Annotated in this window: 18 protein-coding genes; 6 read left to right on the top strand and 12 right to left on the bottom strand. The window is 64.5% G+C overall.

The window, feature by feature from the left end; all coding sequences use genetic code 11:
• Window positions 1–6: 6 nt before the first annotated feature.
• Genes FJ419_RS04485 through cyoA form a run of 7 tightly spaced genes read right to left on the bottom strand, consistent with a single transcriptional unit; the run spans window position 7 to window position 6,875 of the window.
• Window positions 7–540: a response regulator transcription factor gene (locus FJ419_RS04485; protein ID WP_181170597.1), complete on the bottom strand. Its 534-nt coding sequence runs from the start codon at window positions 538–540 to the stop codon at window positions 7–9.
• Window positions 530–1,876: an ATP-binding protein gene (locus FJ419_RS04480; protein WP_140687904.1), complete on the bottom strand. Its 1,347-nt coding sequence runs from the start codon at window positions 1,874–1,876 to the stop codon at window positions 530–532. The genes FJ419_RS04485 and FJ419_RS04480 overlap by 11 nt, the downstream gene beginning before the upstream one ends.
• The gene (locus FJ419_RS04475; protein WP_140688156.1) at window positions 1,876–2,619 is read right to left on the bottom strand and encodes an SURF1 family protein; all 744 of its coding nucleotides are present in this window, start codon (window positions 2,617–2,619) and stop codon (window positions 1,876–1,878) included. The genes FJ419_RS04480 and FJ419_RS04475 overlap by 1 nt, the downstream gene beginning before the upstream one ends.
• A gap of 59 nt (window positions 2,620–2,678) precedes the next feature.
• The gene (gene cyoD / locus FJ419_RS04470; protein ID WP_140687902.1) at window positions 2,679–3,053 is read right to left on the bottom strand and encodes a cytochrome o ubiquinol oxidase subunit IV; all 375 of its coding nucleotides are present in this window, start codon (window positions 3,051–3,053) and stop codon (window positions 2,679–2,681) included.
• Window positions 3,050–3,676 carry a cytochrome o ubiquinol oxidase subunit III gene (cyoC, locus tag FJ419_RS04465; RefSeq protein WP_140687900.1) on the bottom strand — a complete coding sequence of 209 codons (627 nt, stop codon included), beginning with the start codon at window positions 3,674–3,676 and terminating at the stop codon, window positions 3,050–3,052. The genes cyoD and cyoC overlap by 4 nt, the downstream gene beginning before the upstream one ends.
• Window positions 3,677–3,685: 9 nt before the next feature.
• Window positions 3,686–5,683 carry a cytochrome o ubiquinol oxidase subunit I gene (cyoB, locus tag FJ419_RS04460; protein WP_140687898.1) on the bottom strand — a complete coding sequence of 666 codons (1,998 nt, stop codon included), beginning with the start codon at window positions 5,681–5,683 and terminating at the stop codon, window positions 3,686–3,688.
• A 10-nt stretch (window positions 5,684–5,693) separates the two neighbouring features.
• On the bottom strand, window positions 5,694–6,875 hold the full coding sequence (gene cyoA / locus FJ419_RS04455) for a ubiquinol oxidase subunit II (protein ID WP_140687895.1): 1,182 nt from the start codon (window positions 6,873–6,875) through the stop codon (window positions 5,694–5,696).
• Between the two features lie 217 nt (window positions 6,876–7,092).
• On the opposite strand from cyoA, the gene FJ419_RS04450 reads away from it, so the two are divergent.
• Window positions 7,093–8,403 (top strand): MFS transporter, encoded by a 1,311-nt coding sequence (locus FJ419_RS04450; protein ID WP_140687893.1) that lies wholly within the window; start codon window positions 7,093–7,095, stop codon window positions 8,401–8,403.
• 125 nt (window positions 8,404–8,528) lie between these two features.
• Here FJ419_RS04450 and FJ419_RS04445 read toward each other — a convergent pair whose 3' ends face one another.
• Window positions 8,529–9,548 carry an NAD-dependent epimerase gene (locus FJ419_RS04445; RefSeq protein ID WP_140687891.1) on the bottom strand — a complete coding sequence of 340 codons (1,020 nt, stop codon included), beginning with the start codon at window positions 9,546–9,548 and terminating at the stop codon, window positions 8,529–8,531.
• A gap of 28 nt (window positions 9,549–9,576) precedes the next feature.
• Between FJ419_RS04445 and FJ419_RS04440 the strand changes: the two genes are divergently transcribed.
• Together FJ419_RS04440 and FJ419_RS04435 are read left to right on the top strand one after the other, a co-directional pair.
• Window positions 9,577–9,906: a hypothetical protein gene (locus FJ419_RS04440; RefSeq protein WP_140687889.1), complete on the top strand. Its 330-nt coding sequence runs from the start codon at window positions 9,577–9,579 to the stop codon at window positions 9,904–9,906.
• On the top strand, window positions 9,903–10,343 hold the full coding sequence (locus FJ419_RS04435) for a hypothetical protein (protein WP_140687887.1): 441 nt from the start codon (window positions 9,903–9,905) through the stop codon (window positions 10,341–10,343). The genes FJ419_RS04440 and FJ419_RS04435 overlap by 4 nt, the downstream gene beginning before the upstream one ends.
• Window positions 10,344–10,429: 86 nt before the next feature.
• Here FJ419_RS04435 and FJ419_RS04430 read toward each other — a convergent pair whose 3' ends face one another.
• Window positions 10,430–11,572 (bottom strand): FAD/NAD(P)-binding oxidoreductase, encoded by a 1,143-nt coding sequence (locus FJ419_RS04430; RefSeq protein ID WP_140687885.1) that lies wholly within the window; start codon window positions 11,570–11,572, stop codon window positions 10,430–10,432.
• Between the two features lie 141 nt (window positions 11,573–11,713).
• Window positions 11,714–12,379: a peroxiredoxin gene (locus tag FJ419_RS04425; protein ID WP_140687883.1), complete on the bottom strand. Its 666-nt coding sequence runs from the start codon at window positions 12,377–12,379 to the stop codon at window positions 11,714–11,716.
• A gap of 131 nt (window positions 12,380–12,510) precedes the next feature.
• On the opposite strand from FJ419_RS04425, the gene FJ419_RS04420 reads away from it, so the two are divergent.
• From FJ419_RS04420 to FJ419_RS04410, 3 genes are all read left to right on the top strand, one after another.
• On the top strand, window positions 12,511–14,214 hold the full coding sequence (locus FJ419_RS04420; RefSeq protein ID WP_140687880.1) for a BTAD domain-containing putative transcriptional regulator: 1,704 nt from the start codon (window positions 12,511–12,513) through the stop codon (window positions 14,212–14,214).
• Between the two features lie 26 nt (window positions 14,215–14,240).
• Entirely contained in the window at window positions 14,241–14,786 is a 546-nt protein-coding gene (locus FJ419_RS04415; protein ID WP_246679116.1) for a hypothetical protein, read from the top strand.
• A gap of 97 nt (window positions 14,787–14,883) precedes the next feature.
• Window positions 14,884–15,627, top strand: a complete 744-nt coding sequence (locus FJ419_RS04410) for a pseudouridine synthase (RefSeq protein ID WP_246679115.1) — start codon at window positions 14,884–14,886, stop codon at window positions 15,625–15,627.
• Between the two features lie 263 nt (window positions 15,628–15,890).
• Here FJ419_RS04410 and FJ419_RS04405 read toward each other — a convergent pair whose 3' ends face one another.
• Entirely contained in the window at window positions 15,891–16,472 is a 582-nt protein-coding gene (locus tag FJ419_RS04405; RefSeq protein WP_140687878.1) for a histidine phosphatase family protein, read from the bottom strand.
• Window positions 16,473–16,603: 131 nt separating this feature from the next.
• Window positions 16,604–17,938 carry a dicarboxylate/amino acid:cation symporter gene (locus tag FJ419_RS04400; protein WP_140687876.1) on the bottom strand — a complete coding sequence of 445 codons (1,335 nt, stop codon included), beginning with the start codon at window positions 17,936–17,938 and terminating at the stop codon, window positions 16,604–16,606.
• Window positions 17,939–18,094: the final 156 nt, after the last annotated feature.

The following is an 18,094-nucleotide window of genomic DNA, read 5'->3' as shown; positions in this document are numbered from 1 at the left end:
GGCGCCCTACTGCACCACGCGCTTCTCAAGCTTGCGGGCAAGCGTGCGCCGGTGCAGGCCGAGCCGGCGCGCGGTTTCGGAGATGTTGAAGCCGGTCTCGACCAGCGTTTCGTGGATACGTTCCCATTCGAGGTTCTTGATCGAGGTGGGGCGGCTGGTGAGCGGCACCGAAACGTCCCCCTCGGCGCGGCCGAAGGCGGCTTCGATGTCATCGGTGTTGGCGGGCTTGGCCAGATAGTGGCACGCGCCGAGCTTGATCGCCTCGACCGCCGTGGAGATGCTGGCAAATCCCGTCAGCACGACGATGCGCATCGATGGATTGCGGGCGCTGAGAAGCTTGACGCATTCGAGACCCGATCCCGATCCGAGCTTGAGGTCGACGACGGCGTAGGCCGGAACGGCCGTTTCCAGCGCGACCAGCAGCGCCTCGCGGTCGTGGCAGACCACGACGTCGTAGTCGCGCTTTTCAAACGAGCGTTTGAGCGTGCGCGCAAAGGTCGCGTCGTCCTCGACGACGAACAAGGATCGATCAGATTTCACGATCGTCTCCATAGGTCAGCGCCGCCAGCGGCAGCGAAAGGGTAACACGGGCGCCCTCGGCCATGTTGCGCGCCGAAACGTCGCCGCCAAGCTTGCGCACCACGTTGAACACCAGGAAGAGGCCCAGGCCGCCGCCTGGTCGTCCCTTGCTCGACATATAGGGCTGGCCGAGCGTGTCCAGGATATCCTTGTCGAAACCCGGTCCGCGATCCTCGACGGAGAGCACCAGCTTCTCGTCCCGCCGCTCGACGGTGACGCCGACCCAATCGTGCGATGCTTCCTGCGCATTGTCGAGCACATTGAAGATCACCTGTTTCAGCGCCGTGTCGGACACGATCTGCTCGTCCGGCTCGAAGCCGTTGCTGTAGTCCAGCTTGAGGGGCTGGCGGCTGACGCGCCATTCCTCGACGAGATCGTCGAGGAAGCGGCGGATCGTGGTGCGGATCGTGCCCTCGCCCCGCGCCTGGCCGGAGGACATGAGAATGCCCGTGACGATGCCTTTGCAGCGCTCGATCTGCGCCTGCATCTCGGCCACGTCGTCGGAAAGCTCGCGGTTGCGCTTGACGCCGCGCATCTGGCGCCAGTCGGACAGGATGACCGATATTGTCGAGAGCGGTGTGCCCAGTTCATGCGCCGCACCCGAGGCCAGCAGGCCCATGCGCACGATGTGATCTTCCTCGGCCGAACGCTGGCGCAGGTCGGCGAGATAGGCATCGCGTTCGCGCAGGTTGCGGTTGATTCGGGTCATGAAGATCACGATCAGGCCGGCCGCGAGCACGAAGCAGATGAACATGCCGCGCAGATGCAGCGCCTGGAAGTCGCTGCCGCCGTGACGCGGAATGGCGATCGGCTGGAAAACGAAGATGAGGAAGACGAAGCAGGCAGAGGCCGCCACCACCAGGAGCCAGGTCGACCATGGCGCCAGCAGCGCAGCGCCGAGCGTGATCTGCAGCAGGTAAAGCGACACGAACGGATTCGACACGCCGCCGCTCAGGTAGAGCTGCGTCGTCAACGCCGCCATGTCGAAAATCAGCGCGACGAAGAGCTGCGCGTTGGAGATCCGGCGGTTGCCGCGCAGGGCGAGCAGGCTGAAGATGTTGAGGCCGACCAGGAAGAGCACCACGCCGGCCATCTCGGCGAGCGGCAGCGGGATGGCGAACCAGTATTGCGTGACCAGGATGGTCAGCACCTGCCCCGCCACCGCCAGCCAGCGCAGCTGGACGAGCAGGAGCAGGTTCTTCCTGTTCGTGACGTCGGCGTCCGAGGCGGCGCCTCCCAGCCCAGTCGGAGGAAGCGTCAGGAACGGCTTGTCGTGATAGGGCCACGCGATATTCATCACGCTGCATCCCAGTTCCGGCGGCCGGCGAGGACCTGCCTGGCGAGCGCCATCGCCAGCATCCCTGCCAGGGCAAACCAGGTCAAAGCATAGACGAGATGGCTGTTGCGGAAGGTGACGACGGTGAGCCCGCCGCGCGGCCAGCCAGCAGCGCCGGATGCCTCGGCATCGATGAAATAGGGCGCGACGTCCGCCAGGCCGCGCGCCTTGGCGATTGCCGTGACGTCGCGCGAATACCAGCGGTCGGCTGCGGGATCGTTGCTGCGCAGGAAACCGCCGCCGGGCTCGCTGATGCGCAGCAGCCCGTCGACCGTCGCCGGCGCGGCGAGCGCGGCATTCTCCCGCTCGAATTCCACCTTGCGCTCCTGCGGGATGAAGCCGCGGTTGACGAGGACCGTGAAACCGCGGTCGTCGCGCATCGGCGTCAGCACCCAATAGCCGCCGCCAAGCTCGGTCACCGCCTGCACCAGCGTGTTGGCGCCGCCCTGCAAGCGCCCGGCCAGCCGCACATGGCGATATTCATGATCCGGCGCGCTGAACCCGCTCCAGTCCTGCGGACCGGGCGCATCGACGACGGGAGCATGGATGCGGTGGTCGACGCGGGCGATCAGGTCGAGCTTCCAGACCCGTCTTTCCAGCTGCCAGACGCCGAGCCCGAGAAACATCAGAACGCCGAGAAGCCCAAGCGCCACAGCCAAGAATCGCGACGTGGACCCCTTCGAGGCCGCATGAGAGCCGGTCATGTCCTTTGCCTCGGCTTTGGCCCTCCCCGCGCGCCACACGCCCACGCCCGAAATGGTGCTCATGGCATCTCCCGCATCTCGTGGAGCCCGGGCATCATGTTGGCGTTGAGGTGGTACATCACCCAGAGCGAGCCGCTCAGCACGATGACGACGAGAATCACCGTGAAGATGAGCGCCAGCATCGACCATCCGCCTTCCGACGCAGGGGTCATATGCAGGAAGAAGACCATGTGCACCACGATCTGCACCACCGCGAAGGCCATGATGATGATGGCCGCGGCCTGCTTGTTGTCCATGGCGCCGGTCATGACCATCCAGAACGGGATGGCGGTGAGGATCACCGACAGGACGAAGCCGATCAGGTAGCCCTTCAGCGACCCGTGCGCGGCGCCGCCATGGGTGTGGTCGCGATCGGCATGATCATGAGCGCTCATCTGAGCATCCCCATCAGGTAGACGAAGGTGAAGACGCCGATCCAGACGACGTCGAGGAAGTGCCAGAAGATCGAAAGGCACATCAGCCGGCGGCGGTTGGCCTCGATGAGGCCGTGTCGCGCCACCTGCACCATCAGCGTCACCATCCAGACGATGCCGAAGGTCACGTGCAGGCCATGCGTGCCGACCAGGGTGAAGAAGGACGACAGGAAGGCGCTGCGCTGCGGCGTCGCGCCTTCATGGATCATGTGCGCGAATTCGGATAGCTCGATGGAGAGGAACGCCAGGCCGAACAGGATGGTCACCACGAGCCAGGCTTGCGTCGCGCCGACGCGGCCCTTGTCCATGGTCAGCATGGCAAAGCCATAGGTGATCGAGGACAGGAGCAGCATGGTTGTGTTGACCGCCACCAGGCCAAGATCGAACAGATCCTTCGGCGCCGGACCCGCCGCGTAATTGCCGCCGAGCACGCCGTAGGCCGCGAACAGCATGGCGAAGATCAGGCAGTCGCTCATCAAGTAGAGCCAGAAGCCGAGCATGGTACTGCCGCCTTCGGCGTGCTCGTGCTCTTCTTCCAGGTGGAAGACCGGTTCCGCGCCGGCCGTGATCGCGCTCGATGCCATGCTCAATTCCTAGCCCTGGGCGGCGAGGAGCGTCGTTCTCGCCTCTTCCGTTTGCGCGACCTCTGCCGCCGGAATGTCGAAGTCGCGGTGGTAGTTGAAGGTGTGGCCGATTGCGGTTGCGATGAGGCAGACGAAGCTCAGCGCCGCCAGCCACCATATGTACCAGATCAGGCCGAAGCCGAGCGCGACGCTGAACACCGCCAGGACGACTCCGGTGCCGGTGTTGCGAGGCATGTGGATCGGCTTGAAGCCGGACAGCGGGCGCCGGTAGCCGGCCTTCTTCATGTCGAACCAAGCGTCGTTGTCGCGAATGACCGGCGTGAAGGCGAAGTTGTAGGCCGGCGGCGGCGAGGAGGTCGACCATTCGAGGGTGCGGCCGTCCCACGGATCGCCGGTGTGATCGGCCAGCGCTTCGCGCTTGCGGATGGAGACGAATATCTGGACCAGGAAGGCGGCGATGCCGCAGGCGATCAGCACGGCGCCGAAAGCGGCGATCACGAACCAGATCTGCAGCGAGGGATCGTCGAACACGCGCATGCGGCGGGTCACGCCCATCAGGCCGAGAATATAGAGCGGCATGAAGGCGAGCCAGAAGCCGAGCACCCAGCACCAGAACGAGACCTTGCCCCAGAACGGATCGAGCCTGAAGCCGAAGGCCTTGGGCCACCAGTAGGCGATGCCGGCGAACAGGCCGAAGAGCACGCCGCCGATGATGACGTTATGGAAATGCGCGATCAGGAACAGGCTGTTGTGCAGCACGAAGTCGGCGGGCGGCACGGCAAGCAGCACGCCGGTCATGCCGCCGACGACGAAGGTGAGCATGAAGGCCACCGTCCACATCATCGGCAATTCGAAGCGGATGCGGCCGCGATACATGGTGAACAGCCAGTTGAATATCTTCGCCCCGGTCGGGATCGAGATGATCATCGTGGTGATGCCGAAGAAGGAATTGACGCTGGCGCCGGAGCCCATGGTGAAGAAGTGGTGCAGCCAGACGAGATAGGACAGGATGGTGATGACTATCGTGGCGTAGACCATCGAGGTGTAGCCGAACAGGCGCTTGCCGGAGAAGGTCGAGGTGACCTCGGAGAAGACGCCGAACAGCGGCAGGATAAGGATGTAGACCTCCGGGTGGCCCCATATCCAGATGAGGTTCACATACATCATCGGGTTGCCGCCGAAGTCGTTGGTGAAGAAGTTGGTGCCGACATAGCGGTCAAGCGCGAGCAATATCAGCACCGCCGTCAGCACCGGGAAGGACGCCACGATCAGCACGTTGGTGCAGAGCGAGGTCCAGGTGAAGACCGGCATGCGCATCATGGTCATGCCGGGGGCGCGCATCTTGATGATCGTGCAGATCAGATTGATGCCGGACAGGGTCGTGCCGACACCGGCCACCTGCAGCGCCCAGATGTAGTAATCGACGCCGACGTCGGGACTGTAATTGATGCCGGAGAGCGGCGGATAGGCCAGCCAGCCGGTGCGGGCGAACTCGCCGACGAACAGCGAGGCCATGACCAGGATGGCGCCGCCGACCGTCATCCAGAAGCTGAAATTGTTGAGGAAAGGGAACGAGACGTCGCGCGCGCCGATCTGCAGCGGCACGACGAAGTTCATCAGCCCGGTGACAAAAGGCATCGCCACGAAGAAGATCATGATCACGCCATGGGCGGTGAAGATCTGGTCGTAGTGATGAGCGTTGAGATAACCCTCGGAACCGTTGAAGGCGATGGCCTGCTGCAGGCGCATCATGATGGCGTCCGAGAAGCCGCGCAGCAGCATGACGAGGCCGAGCGCCATGTACATGATGCCGATCTTCTTGTGGTCGACGCTGGTGAACCACTCGCGCCACAGATAGCCCCAAAGCTTGAAATAGGTGACCGCGCCGAGCACCGCGAGGCCGCCCAACGCCACGACGATGAAGGTGACGACGACGATCGGCTCGTGCAGCGGCAGCGACTCCAAAGTGAGGCGGCCGAAGATGAATTTGGTCAGCGTCTCAGGCATCCGCCATCCCTCACAATTCGAAGCGCAGCAGGCCGAGCGACGGCGTCTCGGCGTCGGCGCGGCGAATGCCTGCCCCTGGACTGAGCAGCCCTGCCCCGCGCAGCGGGGAAAGATCGCGCACGGGCCAATATTTCGCGCCGGCATCGCGGGCCGCGCGCGAGGCGGCGGCCGCTTCCTCCGCCGTGCAGATGCTGGCGACATAGGACGGATCGTTGCCGAACACCGCGCCGCGCCGGGCAAGCTTGTCATATTGCAGCGGCAAGGTGTTGCGCACGCCGGCCAGCCCAAGGCCGCCCTTGGCGTCGATCGACATCATCTCGTTCATGCACATCTTGCCGCGCTCGACGCACAGATTGAGGATCGCGCCATAGAGGTCGGGATCGACGGAGGCATAGTGGCGGACCGGCTCGTTCTCGCTCGGACGCTCGAGATCGAGATAGGTCTCGCGGCTAAGAATGGCCTGCGCGCCCTTGGTCTGCGCCACCCACTCGCCGAAGGCCTGATCGGAGAGCCCGTGGAACGCAAAGCGCATGCCGGAGAAGCCGGCGCCGCTGTAGTTGGCCGAGAAGCCGGAATAGGTGCCCGGACGGTTGATGACCGCGTGCAACTTCGTCTCCATGGCGGGCATGGCGTAGATCTGCCCGGCAAGGGCCGGAATGTAGAAGGAGTTCATCACCGTCGAGGAGGTGATGCGAAAGTCGATCGGCTGGTTGACCGGCGCCGCCAGCTCGTTGACGGAGGCAATGCCGTAATCCGGATAGATGAAGAGCCATTTCCAATCCAGCGCGACGACGTCGACCCTGAGCGGCTTGTGGTTCTGGGTGACCGGCTGTCCTGGTTCGATCCGGTCGATGCGCCGGTAGGGATCGAGCAGATGGGAGCCGAGCCAGGTTAGCGCGCCGAGGCAGATGATGACGAGCAGGGGTGCCGCCCAGATCACCAGCTCCAGCTTGGTCGAATGGTCCCAGTCCGGCGTGTAGATCGCCGTGGTGCTGGATTGCCGGTAGCGCCAGGCGAACAGCACGGTCAGCGCCATGACCGGCAGGATGATGAGCAGCATCAGCAGGGTCGAGACAACGAGCAGGTCGCGCTGCTGCACTGCCACGTCGCCCGCGGGCGCCAGCACGACCAGATCGCAGCCGCTCAGCAGCACGGCGAGCGGAAAAAGAAGCAAGGCTCCGGATCGTCTCATCAAACGCTGCCCTCGATGGCCCTGCAGCAGGATCTGTGCAGGTTGCGATGCGATATGGACCAACGGCTACTGCCGCAGGCACGGCGACGACATTGGACAATTTGTCCAATGCCCAGCCGGTATGGCTTTCGCGAAAGTGTGCACGCATAATGGGATGACGACAACATCGGATCGGGACGACGACAATCGCGTTCCGAACTTTAGCTCGACGGAAACGATGGCTGAAACTTCGACTTCCGAAACGGACAGCAGACTGATCGGCTCGCATCACGGCCAGGTCAGCGCGGGCGATATCGCGGTCGGCGTGATCATCGGCAGGACGTCGGAATTCTTCGATTTCTTCGTCTATGCGATCGCTTCCGTGATCGTGTTCCCCAAGCTTGTGTTCCCAACGCACGACCCGCTGGTCGGAACGCTCTACTCCTTCGCCATCTTCGCGCTGGCCTTCATCGCGCGGCCGTTCGGCACGGTGCTGTTCATGGCGATCGACCGCGCCTATGGCCGCGGCGCCAAGCTGACGATCGCGCTGTTCCTGCTCGGCACCTCGACGGTCGCCATGGCGTTCCTGCCCTCCTATGAGGATGTCGGCGCGGTCGCCGCCTGGCTGCTGGCGCTCACCCGCTTCCTGCAGGGCCTGGCGCTCGGCGGGACATGGGACGGACTGCCCTCCCTCCTGGCGCTGAATGCGCCGCAGAACCGGCGCGGCATCTATGCGATGATCCCGCAGCTCGGCGCGCCGATCGGACTCATCGTGGCAAGCTCGCTATTTGCCTTCTTCGTCGCCAACCTCTCGGCCGACGACTTCTTCGCCTGGGGCTGGCGCTATCCCTTCTTCGTCGCCTTCGCCATCAACGTCGTGGCGCTGTTTGCCAGGCTGCGCATCGTGGTCACGCCCGAATTCTCGAAACTCTACGAGAGCGGCGATCTGCAGCCGACGCGCATCAGGGAGATGGTTCGGACGGAAGGACGCAACGTCGTCGTCGGCGCCTTTGCGCCGCTGGCGAGCTTCGCCCTGTTCCATATGGTGACGGTGTTCCCGCTGTCCTGGGTGTTCCTGTTCACCAATGAGGGTCCGGAACGTTTCCTGGTCATCGAAGCGGTGAGCGCGTTGTTCGGGATCGCGGCGATCGTTGCATCGGGTCCGCTGGCCGACCGTGTCGGACGCCGCGCCCTGCTCGGCGGCGGCGCCGTCGCCATCGCAGCCTTCAGCGGCTTTGCCCCACAACTTCTCAACGGCGGCACCGTTGGCGAGACGGTGTTCATGGTGCTCGGCTTCATCCTGCTGGGCTTGAGCTTCGGGCAATCCTCGGGCGTCGTCGCATCGAGCTTCTCGCGCCAGCACCGCTATACCGGCTCGGCGGTGACATCGGACCTGGCCTGGATGTTCGGCGCCGGCTTCGCGCCGCTCGCGGCGCTGCTCCTGGCCGGCAATTTCGGCCTCATCGCCGCCGGCGCCTACCTGCTTTCGGGCGCCGCCTGCACGCTGATCGCGCTTTGGATCGACAGGCAGGCACGCCGGGCCGACTGAACGAGCGGCGAGCTCGGTGGTCGACGCTCTATCCCTTTGTTTTTGACGCAATCCAGACGGAAGGTTACGGCGAAGGCGCCGAACTCAACCGCTCACACTTTTCCTGGAATTGCTCTGACCTGCAATCAGACCTGATAGAAATCCCGATACCATTCCACGAAACGCGGGACGCCGATCTCGATCGGGATCCTGGGCTTGAAGCCGATCACCGCCTCGAGCGAGGCGACGTCGGCATAAGTCGCAGGCACATCGCCCGGCTGCAGCGGCATCAGGTTGCGGATTGCCTTGCGCCCGAGAGCGTCTTCCAGAACGTCGATCAGCCGGCTGAGCTCGACGGGCGAGCTGTCGCCGATGTTATGGATCCTGAACGGCGCGGTGCTCGTCGCGGGGTCCGGCGCAGCGCTTGTCCAATCGGGATTGGGCGTCGCTGGATGCTGCATGACGCGGGCCACTCCCTCAACGATGTCGTCGATGTAGGTGAAATCCCGCTGCATGTTGCCATGGTTGAAGACATCGATCGGCTGGCCGGCGAGGATGGCCTTGGTGAAGATGAACAAGGCCATGTCGGGCCGTCCCCACGGACCGTAGACGGTGAAGAAGCGCAGGCCCGTCGTTGGGAGCCCGAACAGATGGCTGTAGGTGTGGGCCATCAGCTCGTTTGCCTTCTTGCTGGCGGCATAGAGGCTGAGGGGATGCTCGGCGGAATCATGCACCGAGAACGGCATGCGCGTGCTGCCGCCATAGATCGAGCTTGACGATGCATAGACGAGGTGGCCGACCGAGGCCTGCCGGCATCCCTCCAGGATGTTGAGGAAGCCGTTGAGATTGCTTTGCGCATAGACGTGCGGATTGACCAGCGAGTAGCGGACGCCCGCCTGCGCGGCGAGGTTGACGACGATCTGCGGCGCGACCGACACAAAGACCCCCGAGATGCCATCGCGGTCGGCGAGATCGACATGCTCGAAATGAAAGTCTGGGAACGCCTTCAGCCGCTCGAGCCGCGCCTGCTTCAAGGTGACGTCGTAATACTCATTCATGGAATCGAGGCCGACAACCGGTCGGCCTTCGGCAAGCAGCCTCTGGCAAAGGTGAAAACCTATGAAGCCGGCTGCGCCGGTGACCAGGATCGGCCTGCTCGACGTCAATGCATACCCCTAACGCTGCAGCCAGACCTTGCAGGCCATCGAGAACTTGCGCCTTTTACGGCAGGGCTGCAATGAATTCAACGATACGCTTTCTCTCGCCGTCGTCGTCAGCGTGAGGCCAGCGGCAAGATCGGCCGCCCAGCCAGATGTCCGTATTGCGAACGTGCACGCAGCCGCCGCCGGGATCAGACAGCGGAAAAGCGATCTCAAGCCAACGCTGATATGCGAGCGTGATCAGCGGTCCGGCACTTCCGTGTGGAACAAGATTGCGCGTACACCCCGGATCGGGAATTTGGTTTTCTTGGTGATCCCTGCTCCTTGGGGCAAACTGCTAGCGGGCTGTCAGGAGGAGAAATGAGAGCACGCGCGGCGACGGTCGGAGACCTGGAAGATGTTTTCCGCGGCCTGTCCAAGCGAATGTCGGACGAATATGTGGCGGCCGGCAAGGACAGCAAATGCGCCTATGACAATCTGATGATGAACCTGAAGGAAGGCCGGGCGCATGCGCTCGTGCAGGACGACAGGACGGTGGCGATCATCGCCTGGCATGAGCACGCGGACGCCGCCGACACGCTCTTTGCCGCGCGGGAGGATTTCTTCAACGCCACGACTGTCCGCTTCTGCAAGCGCCACATCCGCCATGTCCAGGCGCTGGCCGGCAACCTTCCCGTCCATTCGCGCAGTTGGCTGAACAGGCCCGACGTCGCGAAATGGTTCCGCGTGATCGGTTATGTCGACCGAGGGCGCGAGAACGGCGCCACCTTGTTCGAGCTACCGTCGGCAGCAAACGGCTGAGGGCAGCTGACAGACCGCCTCCGGATTTGCCGGTGCGCCGCCGTCTGGCGGCGGCGTCCTCGCCCATCACTGCGGTTGTCACAGGCTTACGAGCCGAACCAGCGCGACCGTCGACTCGAGCCGAACTTTTCCTTGTCGGCACGCAACGCCACCGAAGGCTCATAGTAGTTGCCTGTCGGCGCGGGGCCAGAAAAGAAATCGACCTCGACCTTGCCGACGCGGCCGCCACCGAATTCGATGTAACAGGTGCCGAAGCCGTCATAGAGCGTGCCGTTTCCGCTGCCACGCAGCTTGGCGACGAGTGCTGAGGCAACGGCGCGCGCGGCACCTTCGGCGAAGACGCCGGCCTTGGGCGTCCCGGTGTTGGCGCCGTCACCGACCGCGTAGACATTCCGGTATTTCGTCTCGAGCGTGCGCGGGTTGACCGGGATCCAGCCGTTCTCCGACATGCCGCTTTCCAGCACGACCGGCGGCACGCGATGTTTGGGGACGCCGAGGAAAAGGTCGAACGGCATTTCGGTGCCGTCGTCGAGCACCGCCACGTTTCGGCTATTGTCGACCGAGGCGACGCGACGGCTGGGAATGAACTTGATTCCGCGCTCGGCGAAAGCCGCAAGCAGCGCCTTCGAGGTATCGGGCGACGGCGGCACCGGGCTGCCGAGCGGGAGCACCAGCGATATCTCACAGGCCTCGCGCACGCCTTGCCGCACCAGATAGTCATGCAGCATCAACACGCATTCGCTCGGGGCCGGCGGGCATTTGTAGGGCGCGCCGCAGACGCCGACCATCGCCCTGCCTTTCTTGAAGCCCGGCAACACGCCGCGCAGCCGATCCGCGCCGGCAACCGAATAGAACTCGTTGGTGCCCGACAGCCCAGGCGTAGCGTCGAAATCATATTCAGCGCCAAGCGCGACAATCAGGTAATCGGCATCGTAGACACCGTCGTCGGTGGTGACACGGCGCCTTTCTGGATCGATCGCGGTGATGGTGCGCCTCAGCAATTTCACGCCGGGCTTGGCGTAACGGTTGTAGGGCAAGCGGACCGCCTCCGCCGCCTTCAGGCCGAACATGACGTCGAGTTTCGAAAAGCCGAACACGAAGGCGTCGCTCTTGTCGATGAGCGTGACATCGATGCCGTCGCCCATTGCCTCGGACAGCAGCGTCGTCAGTTCCAGGCCGCCAAAGCCCGCTCCCAGGACGACGATGCGCGGTTTGTTTGCAGTGCTCATCTCGGTTCCCCACGTCTTGGCGCTATGCAGAAGCGCCGGATTTGAATTTGCTCACTGTCTTTCGGTTGTGGGGCGGCGGGGATGTGTCTCTCACGTCCTCGCCGCCGATGCCCGTCGCCTCAGATCCCGATGCCTGACCTGTCAGGTCAGCACAGGCTGCGACACGATGCGGATATAGGGTTTCGGTTCCTTCCAGCCCTGCGGATAGAGCTGCTTTGCTTCATCGTTCGACACCGAACCGGCGATGATGATGTCGTCGCCGGGCTTCCAGTTCACCGGAGTCGCCAGGCGATGCTTGGCCGTCAGTTGCAGGGAGTCGACGACGCGCAGCACCTCGTCGAAGTTGCGGCCCGTCGTCATCGGGTAGGATATGACGAGCTTGATCTTCTTGTCGGGGCCGATGACGTAGACATTGCGAACCGTCTGATTGTCGGCGGCGGTGCGGCCGTCGGCGCTGTTGCCCGCCGACGCCGGAAGCATGTCGTAGAGCTGCGAGACGGCGAGCGTCGGGTCGCCGATCATCGGGAAGTTCGGCGCCATGCCTTGCGTCTCGGCGATGTCCTTCGCCCAGCCGGCATGCTTCTCGACCGGGTCGACGGACAGGCCGATGACCTTGACGCCGCGCTTGTTGAATTCGGGCTTGAGGCGCGCCATGTAACCGAGCTCGGTGGTGCAGACCGGCGTGTAGTCCTTAGGATGCGAGAACAGGATGCCCCAGTCCTTGCCCAGCCACTCGTGGAAGGAGATCGGACCTTGCGTGGTGTCGGCGGTGAAGTCGGGGGCGATGTCTGCGATACGGAGTGACATGGTCATTCCCTTTCGGTTGGATTTTGATTGCGAAGGCATATTAGGAAATCTATGTTCCGCCAGCGTTCCCCGACCACCGCCGGCTGGTGATGGCTTCGGCGCCGGCTCTCCTTCTTCCGGATGGTGCTTTGATGCGCGTTTCGATCCATCTGCTCGGCCGCTTCGCCGTCAGTGTCGACGGCCGGGCGATACCAGGGGCCGACTGGCGACGCGAACGCGCCGCCGCGCTGGTCAAGCTGCTCGCGCTGAGGCCCGCGCATCGCATGCACCGCGAGCAGGTGATGGAGACTTTCTGGCCCGACGCCGACCCGGAAGCGGCCGGCGGCAGCCTCCGCAAAGCCGTCCATTTCGCGCGCCGCGCGCTTGGCGCCCATGAACTAATCGAGATCGGCAACGACATCATCGCGCTCGCACCCGATGCGGAGCTCGACATCGATATCGAAAACTTCGAGGCGGCCGCAAAAGCGGCGCTCCGGGGCGGCGACAAAAGCGCTTTCGAACATGCGGCCGACCTCTATGGCGGCAGGCTCTTGCCCGACGACCTTTTCGTCGAATGGCTCGACACCCCCCGCGCGCAGATACAGCAACGCTACAGCGACCTGTTGCGCGCCGGCGGCTTGTGGCAGCGGCTCATCGCGCTCGACCCGGCCGACGAGCAGGCGCAATGCGCGCTGATGCAGGCGGCGCTCGATGCCGGCAACCGCGTCGAGGCGATCCGCCAGTTCAACCAGCTTCGCGACAACCTGCATGCCGAGCTCGGCGTCGGGCCGAGCGCCGCGACCATCGCGCTCTACGAGAAGGCGCTGACGCTATCAGGCACGGAGACAGTCAGCCCCTCGGAGCGCATCCGCACCTCGCTTGCCTGGGGCCTGGTGCACCTGCAGAGCGGCGAGTTCGACAGGGCGAGCGAGATCGCGCGGCAGACACGCGATCTGGCGCTGGGCGCCGATTTGCCGCGCGAGGTCGGCGAGGCGAGCGCGCTGCTGGGACTTGCCTCGATGATGCAGGCGCGATGGCCGCAGCTGTTCCGGTCCGAATTCATCGAATGGGTCCGCGCCAAGCCGGCCTTCGTGCAACATGTCTTCGATGGACATCTGTGCCTGTCCGAGTTCTGTCTGTGCAGCGCCAAAGGCCATGCCGAAGTCGCCGGGCTGGCCGAGGAACTGCTCGCGGTGGCCGAGGACGCGGAATCGAGCGCCGGACGCGGTCTCGCCTGCCTGCTCCTCGGCGAAGCGGCGTTGTTTTCGGGCGAGCTCGACAAAGCCGAGCAATTCCTTACTGAAGCCGAGCGGCTGCTCCTCGAGTCGGACGCGGTTGCCGGCCGTGTGCTGGCGATCGAGCGGCTGGCCGAGATCGCCCTGGAGCGCGGCCAGAAATGGCGAGCCAGTCGCCTGATCCAGCGCGGCCTCACCGATGCCGAACGTTCCTGGCTTTCGCCGCATCTCATCATGCGCATGCAGGCGCTGGCGGTGCGGACGGCATCGACGCCGAAAATGGTCGCCGAGGAGATCCTCGCGGGCGACAGGCTGTTGACGCCGGGCGCCTGCCAGCCATGCTCGATGGCGTTGCGCACCGCCTCTGCGATCGCGCTTGCCGAGGCGGGCGAATTGGAACAGGTCGACCGCCGCCTGAACGACGCCGAACGCATCGCCGGCATGTGGCAAGGCGGCCCTTGGGCGGCAGCGCTTTGGGAGGCGCGGGGCGTGCAGCGGCGGGCACAGGACAAGGAAGTGCGCGCGCTCGCCGCCTTCGAGGAGGCGGCCGGCCGCTACGAAGAGCTTGGTCGGCCCCGCGACCAGGCCCGATGCCTGGCGCGGATGGGAGGCCACGGCTGATCTTGCGCCGGAGGCCAATCGGCGAGATGGTAAGGCAGGCAGCCGGGGGCGCTGGCACGCCGGGATATGCATGGCTGCTGGAAATCGAGATGTCACGCGCTTGCCTGGCCCTTGTTGCCCTGGTTGCCCTGGCGGGACCGACAGAGGCGGGCGGGCAGGCGTCTCACCTGCTCGATGGCTCCGAGCTTGCAACGACTTACTCGGGCGAATCCGACCTCGTGACCGCCTATACGACCGGAATGGCGCGCTATCGCCTGCTGCTCGCCGGAGTTATCGGCACCGCCAACCTCGCCGCCCCGCTCGAACCTCTTCAGCTGCGGCCTGAATTCCAGCAGCGGACATGGCGCTCGGCGGACGGCAGCCTGCTGCAGGGTTTTGCCGGCAAGGGCGGCTTCCGGCTGACCGTCGGCAACTGCGTGGGTCGGATCTGCGTGGCCAGCGAGTGCAGCGAAGCCGGCTGGCCGCTCTATGCCTGCAGCGACGGGCGCAAGCGCAAGATGTCGGTCAACAGCTTCGTGACGGCAACATTCGACGGCGTCTCCTACCGGCGATTGAGCGCGCCGCACGAGTGACGTTGGACGACCCGAAGTAGGTGACGGAGCCGCTTGCGCCCATCTCGCCAGGCGTGGCATCGGTTGCGGCGTTTTGAGATGTTCGAAGACAGAGATAGTGGCACGCCAACCCGACAGACGATCCGCAACCGCAAAGGTCAGTCTCGCCCGAGCGCTCTCCAAGCTTGGCTTCTGCTCGCGCACGCAGGCCGAGCGTCTCGTCGTCGAGGGCCGCGTGCAGGTCAATGGCAAGACGATGCGCGATGCCTTGCTGCGCATCGATCCCGACGGCGACCGCATCACCGTCGACGGCGAGCGCGTCATTGCCGAGCGCAAGGTCTATCTGATGGTCAACAAGCCGCGCGGCCTGGTCACCACCCGCGACGACCCGGAAGGCCGCGGCACCGTCTATGATTGCCTTGCCGATCTCGACCTGCCCTTCGTGTCGCCCGTCGGCCGGCTCGACAAGGCGAGCGAAGGGCTGCTTTTGATGAGCAACGACACGCGCTGGGCGAACGGACTGCTCGACCCCGCCTCGCATGTCGCCAAGACCTATCACGTGCAGATCGCGGCCGCGCCCGACGAGGAAATGCTGGAGCGCTTTCGTCAGGGCGCCGTCGTCGACGGCGAGTTGCTCACGGCAAGTTCGATCGCGCTGTTGCGCAGCGGCGGGCGGACAGCCTGGCTGGAGATCGTGCTCGACGAAGGACGTAACCGGCACATCCGCAGGCTGCTCGCCGCTTTCGACATCGAGGTGCTGAGGCTGGTCAGGGTGGCGATCGGGCGGCTGCAGCTTGGCGAACTTGCCAAGGGTAAGGCGCGGCATTTGACGGCCGAGGAGCTGGCGATGGTCAGAGTCTAGCCGAAACGCCTCAGCTTCGTCATCCACGGGCGGAGCGGGAGCGAAGCGGACGCGCAGACCCGAGGATCCATTCCGTAACCTGGCGCAAAGGGTAAAGGCGGTGCAAGACAGGGGTCGCTCTGCACCGCGGCAACGCTCATTGGTAACGGAATGGATTCTAGGGTCTGCGCCGCGTCGCTTCGCTCCTTGCTCCGCCCTGGAATGACGAGGCTGAGGGGTTTCGCCTAATCTCCAGAGACGCCTGAGCTGCTATCGAGCTGCGGCTACTTCTGGTTCCACCTCCGGATGACCGGCTCCGTCAGGTCGTGCTCGTAGCCCAGGATGCTGAGGCTGGCGGTATCGAGCACGAAGTGCTCGCCGCCTTCCGGCGGTAGGCCGACCCAGCGCGATGCGAGGACACGCAGGAAATGCGAGCTGGAGAAGATGAGCACATTGCCGGCAATCGCGCGCAGCCCGGCGATGATGGCATCGGCGCGTGCGCCGACATCGGCCGCCGTCTCGCCGCCCGGACAGCCGTCGCGGAACAATTGCCAGCCGGGTCTCTTGGACGTTATCTCCTTGGTCGTCACGCCTTCATAAGCGCCGTAGTCCCATTCCTGCAGGTCGGATTTCTTCACCGCGCGCTCGCCGAAGCCGGCGAGCCGGCAGGTGTCGAAAGCGCGCTGCGAGGGGCTTGACCAGACCGCCTGGAACGTCAGCCCCTTGAGCCGATCGGAGAGGCCGCGCGCGGCCTCTTCGCCCTTGGCGGTCAAGGGGATATCGGTGCGGCCGGTGTGCCTGCCCGATGCGCTCCACTCCGTCTCGCCATGGCGAACGACATAGATCTCGGGAAACGCACTGCTCATCGACCGCCCCTGAATGCAACGGGAATGCACCGGCAGGAGTGCCGCGCCGCGCCACCCTATGCGGCAGCCGACAAAAAGAACAGGCCGCGGCGATTGCCGCGGCCTGCTGGCATCGGGAGGATGCTGGTCGGCTAGGCGGGCTGCAGGCCGCCCGAGAGCGCAAGGTCTGCCTCTTCCGGCAACTGGCCGGCCATGGCGGCGGCGAATTGCTTCTGGTCGAGCTCGCCTTCCCAGCGGGCCACGACGATGGTCGCGACCGCGTTGCCGACAAAGTTGGTGAGCGCGCGGCATTCCGACATGAAGCGGTCGACGCCGAGGATCAGCGCCATGCCGGCGACCGGCACCGAGGGCACGACCGAGAGCGTCGCGGCCAAAGTGATGAAGCCGGCGCCGGTGATGCCGGCGGCTCCCTTAGAGCTCAGCATGGCGACCAGCAGAAGCAGTATCTGGTCGCCGAAGGTGAGCGGCGTGTCGGTCGCCTGGGCGATGAACAGCGCTGCAAGCGTCATATAGATGTTGGTGCCGTCGAGGTTGAAGGAGTAGCCGGTCGGGATGACCAGGCCGACCACCGAGCGGTTGCAGCCGGCGCGCTCCATCTTGGCCATCAGGCCGGGCAGCGCCGCCTCGGAGGACGAGGTGCCGAGCACCAGGAGCAATTCCTCCTTGATATAGCGGATCAGCGCCAGGATGGAGAAGCCGTTATACCATGCCACAGCGCCGAGCACGACGAGCACGAAGAGCAGCGACGTCAGATAGAAAGTGCCGATCAGGAAGGCGAGGTTGGCGATCGCGCCGATGCCGTATTTGCCGACGGTGAAGGCCATGGCGCCGAAAGCGCCGATCGGGGCGGCCTTCATCAGTATGGCGACGAGGCGGAAGACCGGCGCGGTCAGCGCCTGCAGGAAATCGACGACCGGGCGGCCACGTTCGCCAACCATCGCCAGCGCGATGCCGAACAGCACCGAGAAGAACAGCACCTGCAGGATGTCGCCCTGGGCGAAGGCGCCGGTGATGGTGTCCGGAATGATGTTCATCAGGAAGCCGACGATCGTCGTGTCATGCGCCTTCTCGGTGAAGGTCGCCACTTTCGATGGGTCGAGGGTCGCGGGGTTGATGTGCATGCCGGCGCCGGGCTGGATGACGTTCGATACGACGAGGCCGACGATGAGCGCCAGCGTCGAGAAGACGAGGAAATAGATCATCGCCTTGCCCGCGACGCGGCCGACCTTGTGCAGGTCGGAAACGCCGGCGATGCCGGTCGCCACGGTGAGGAAGATCACCGGCGCGATGACCATCTTGACCTGCTTGATGAAGGCGTCGCCAAGCGGCTTCAGCGAGGCGCCCAGGTCGGGATAGAAATGGCCAAGCAGGATGCCGGCGGCGATCGCCACCAGGACCTGGACATAGAGATGTCGGTAAAAGGGAACCTTGCCGCGCGGTTCGGCGGCAGCGATTGCTGTCTGCATGATATCCTCCGTTCGGCCCCCGATCGAAACGCTCGACCTCCCAGGGGGCTGTTGACCTCCACAGCCTCGCGGCTGCTGCGGAAGCATCTGCAATGCGCGTGCCAGATGGTGCCGGGTGTCTCTCTTTGTTGATTTTGTTTGATTTTTCGATTCTGC

This window comes from Mesorhizobium sp. B2-6-2 (assembly GCF_006440615.1).
Lineage (GTDB): Bacteria > Pseudomonadota > Alphaproteobacteria > Rhizobiales > Rhizobiaceae > Mesorhizobium.
The sequence above is the reverse complement of the archived record's forward strand: the minus strand, read 5'-3'. Positions and strand labels throughout refer to the sequence as shown.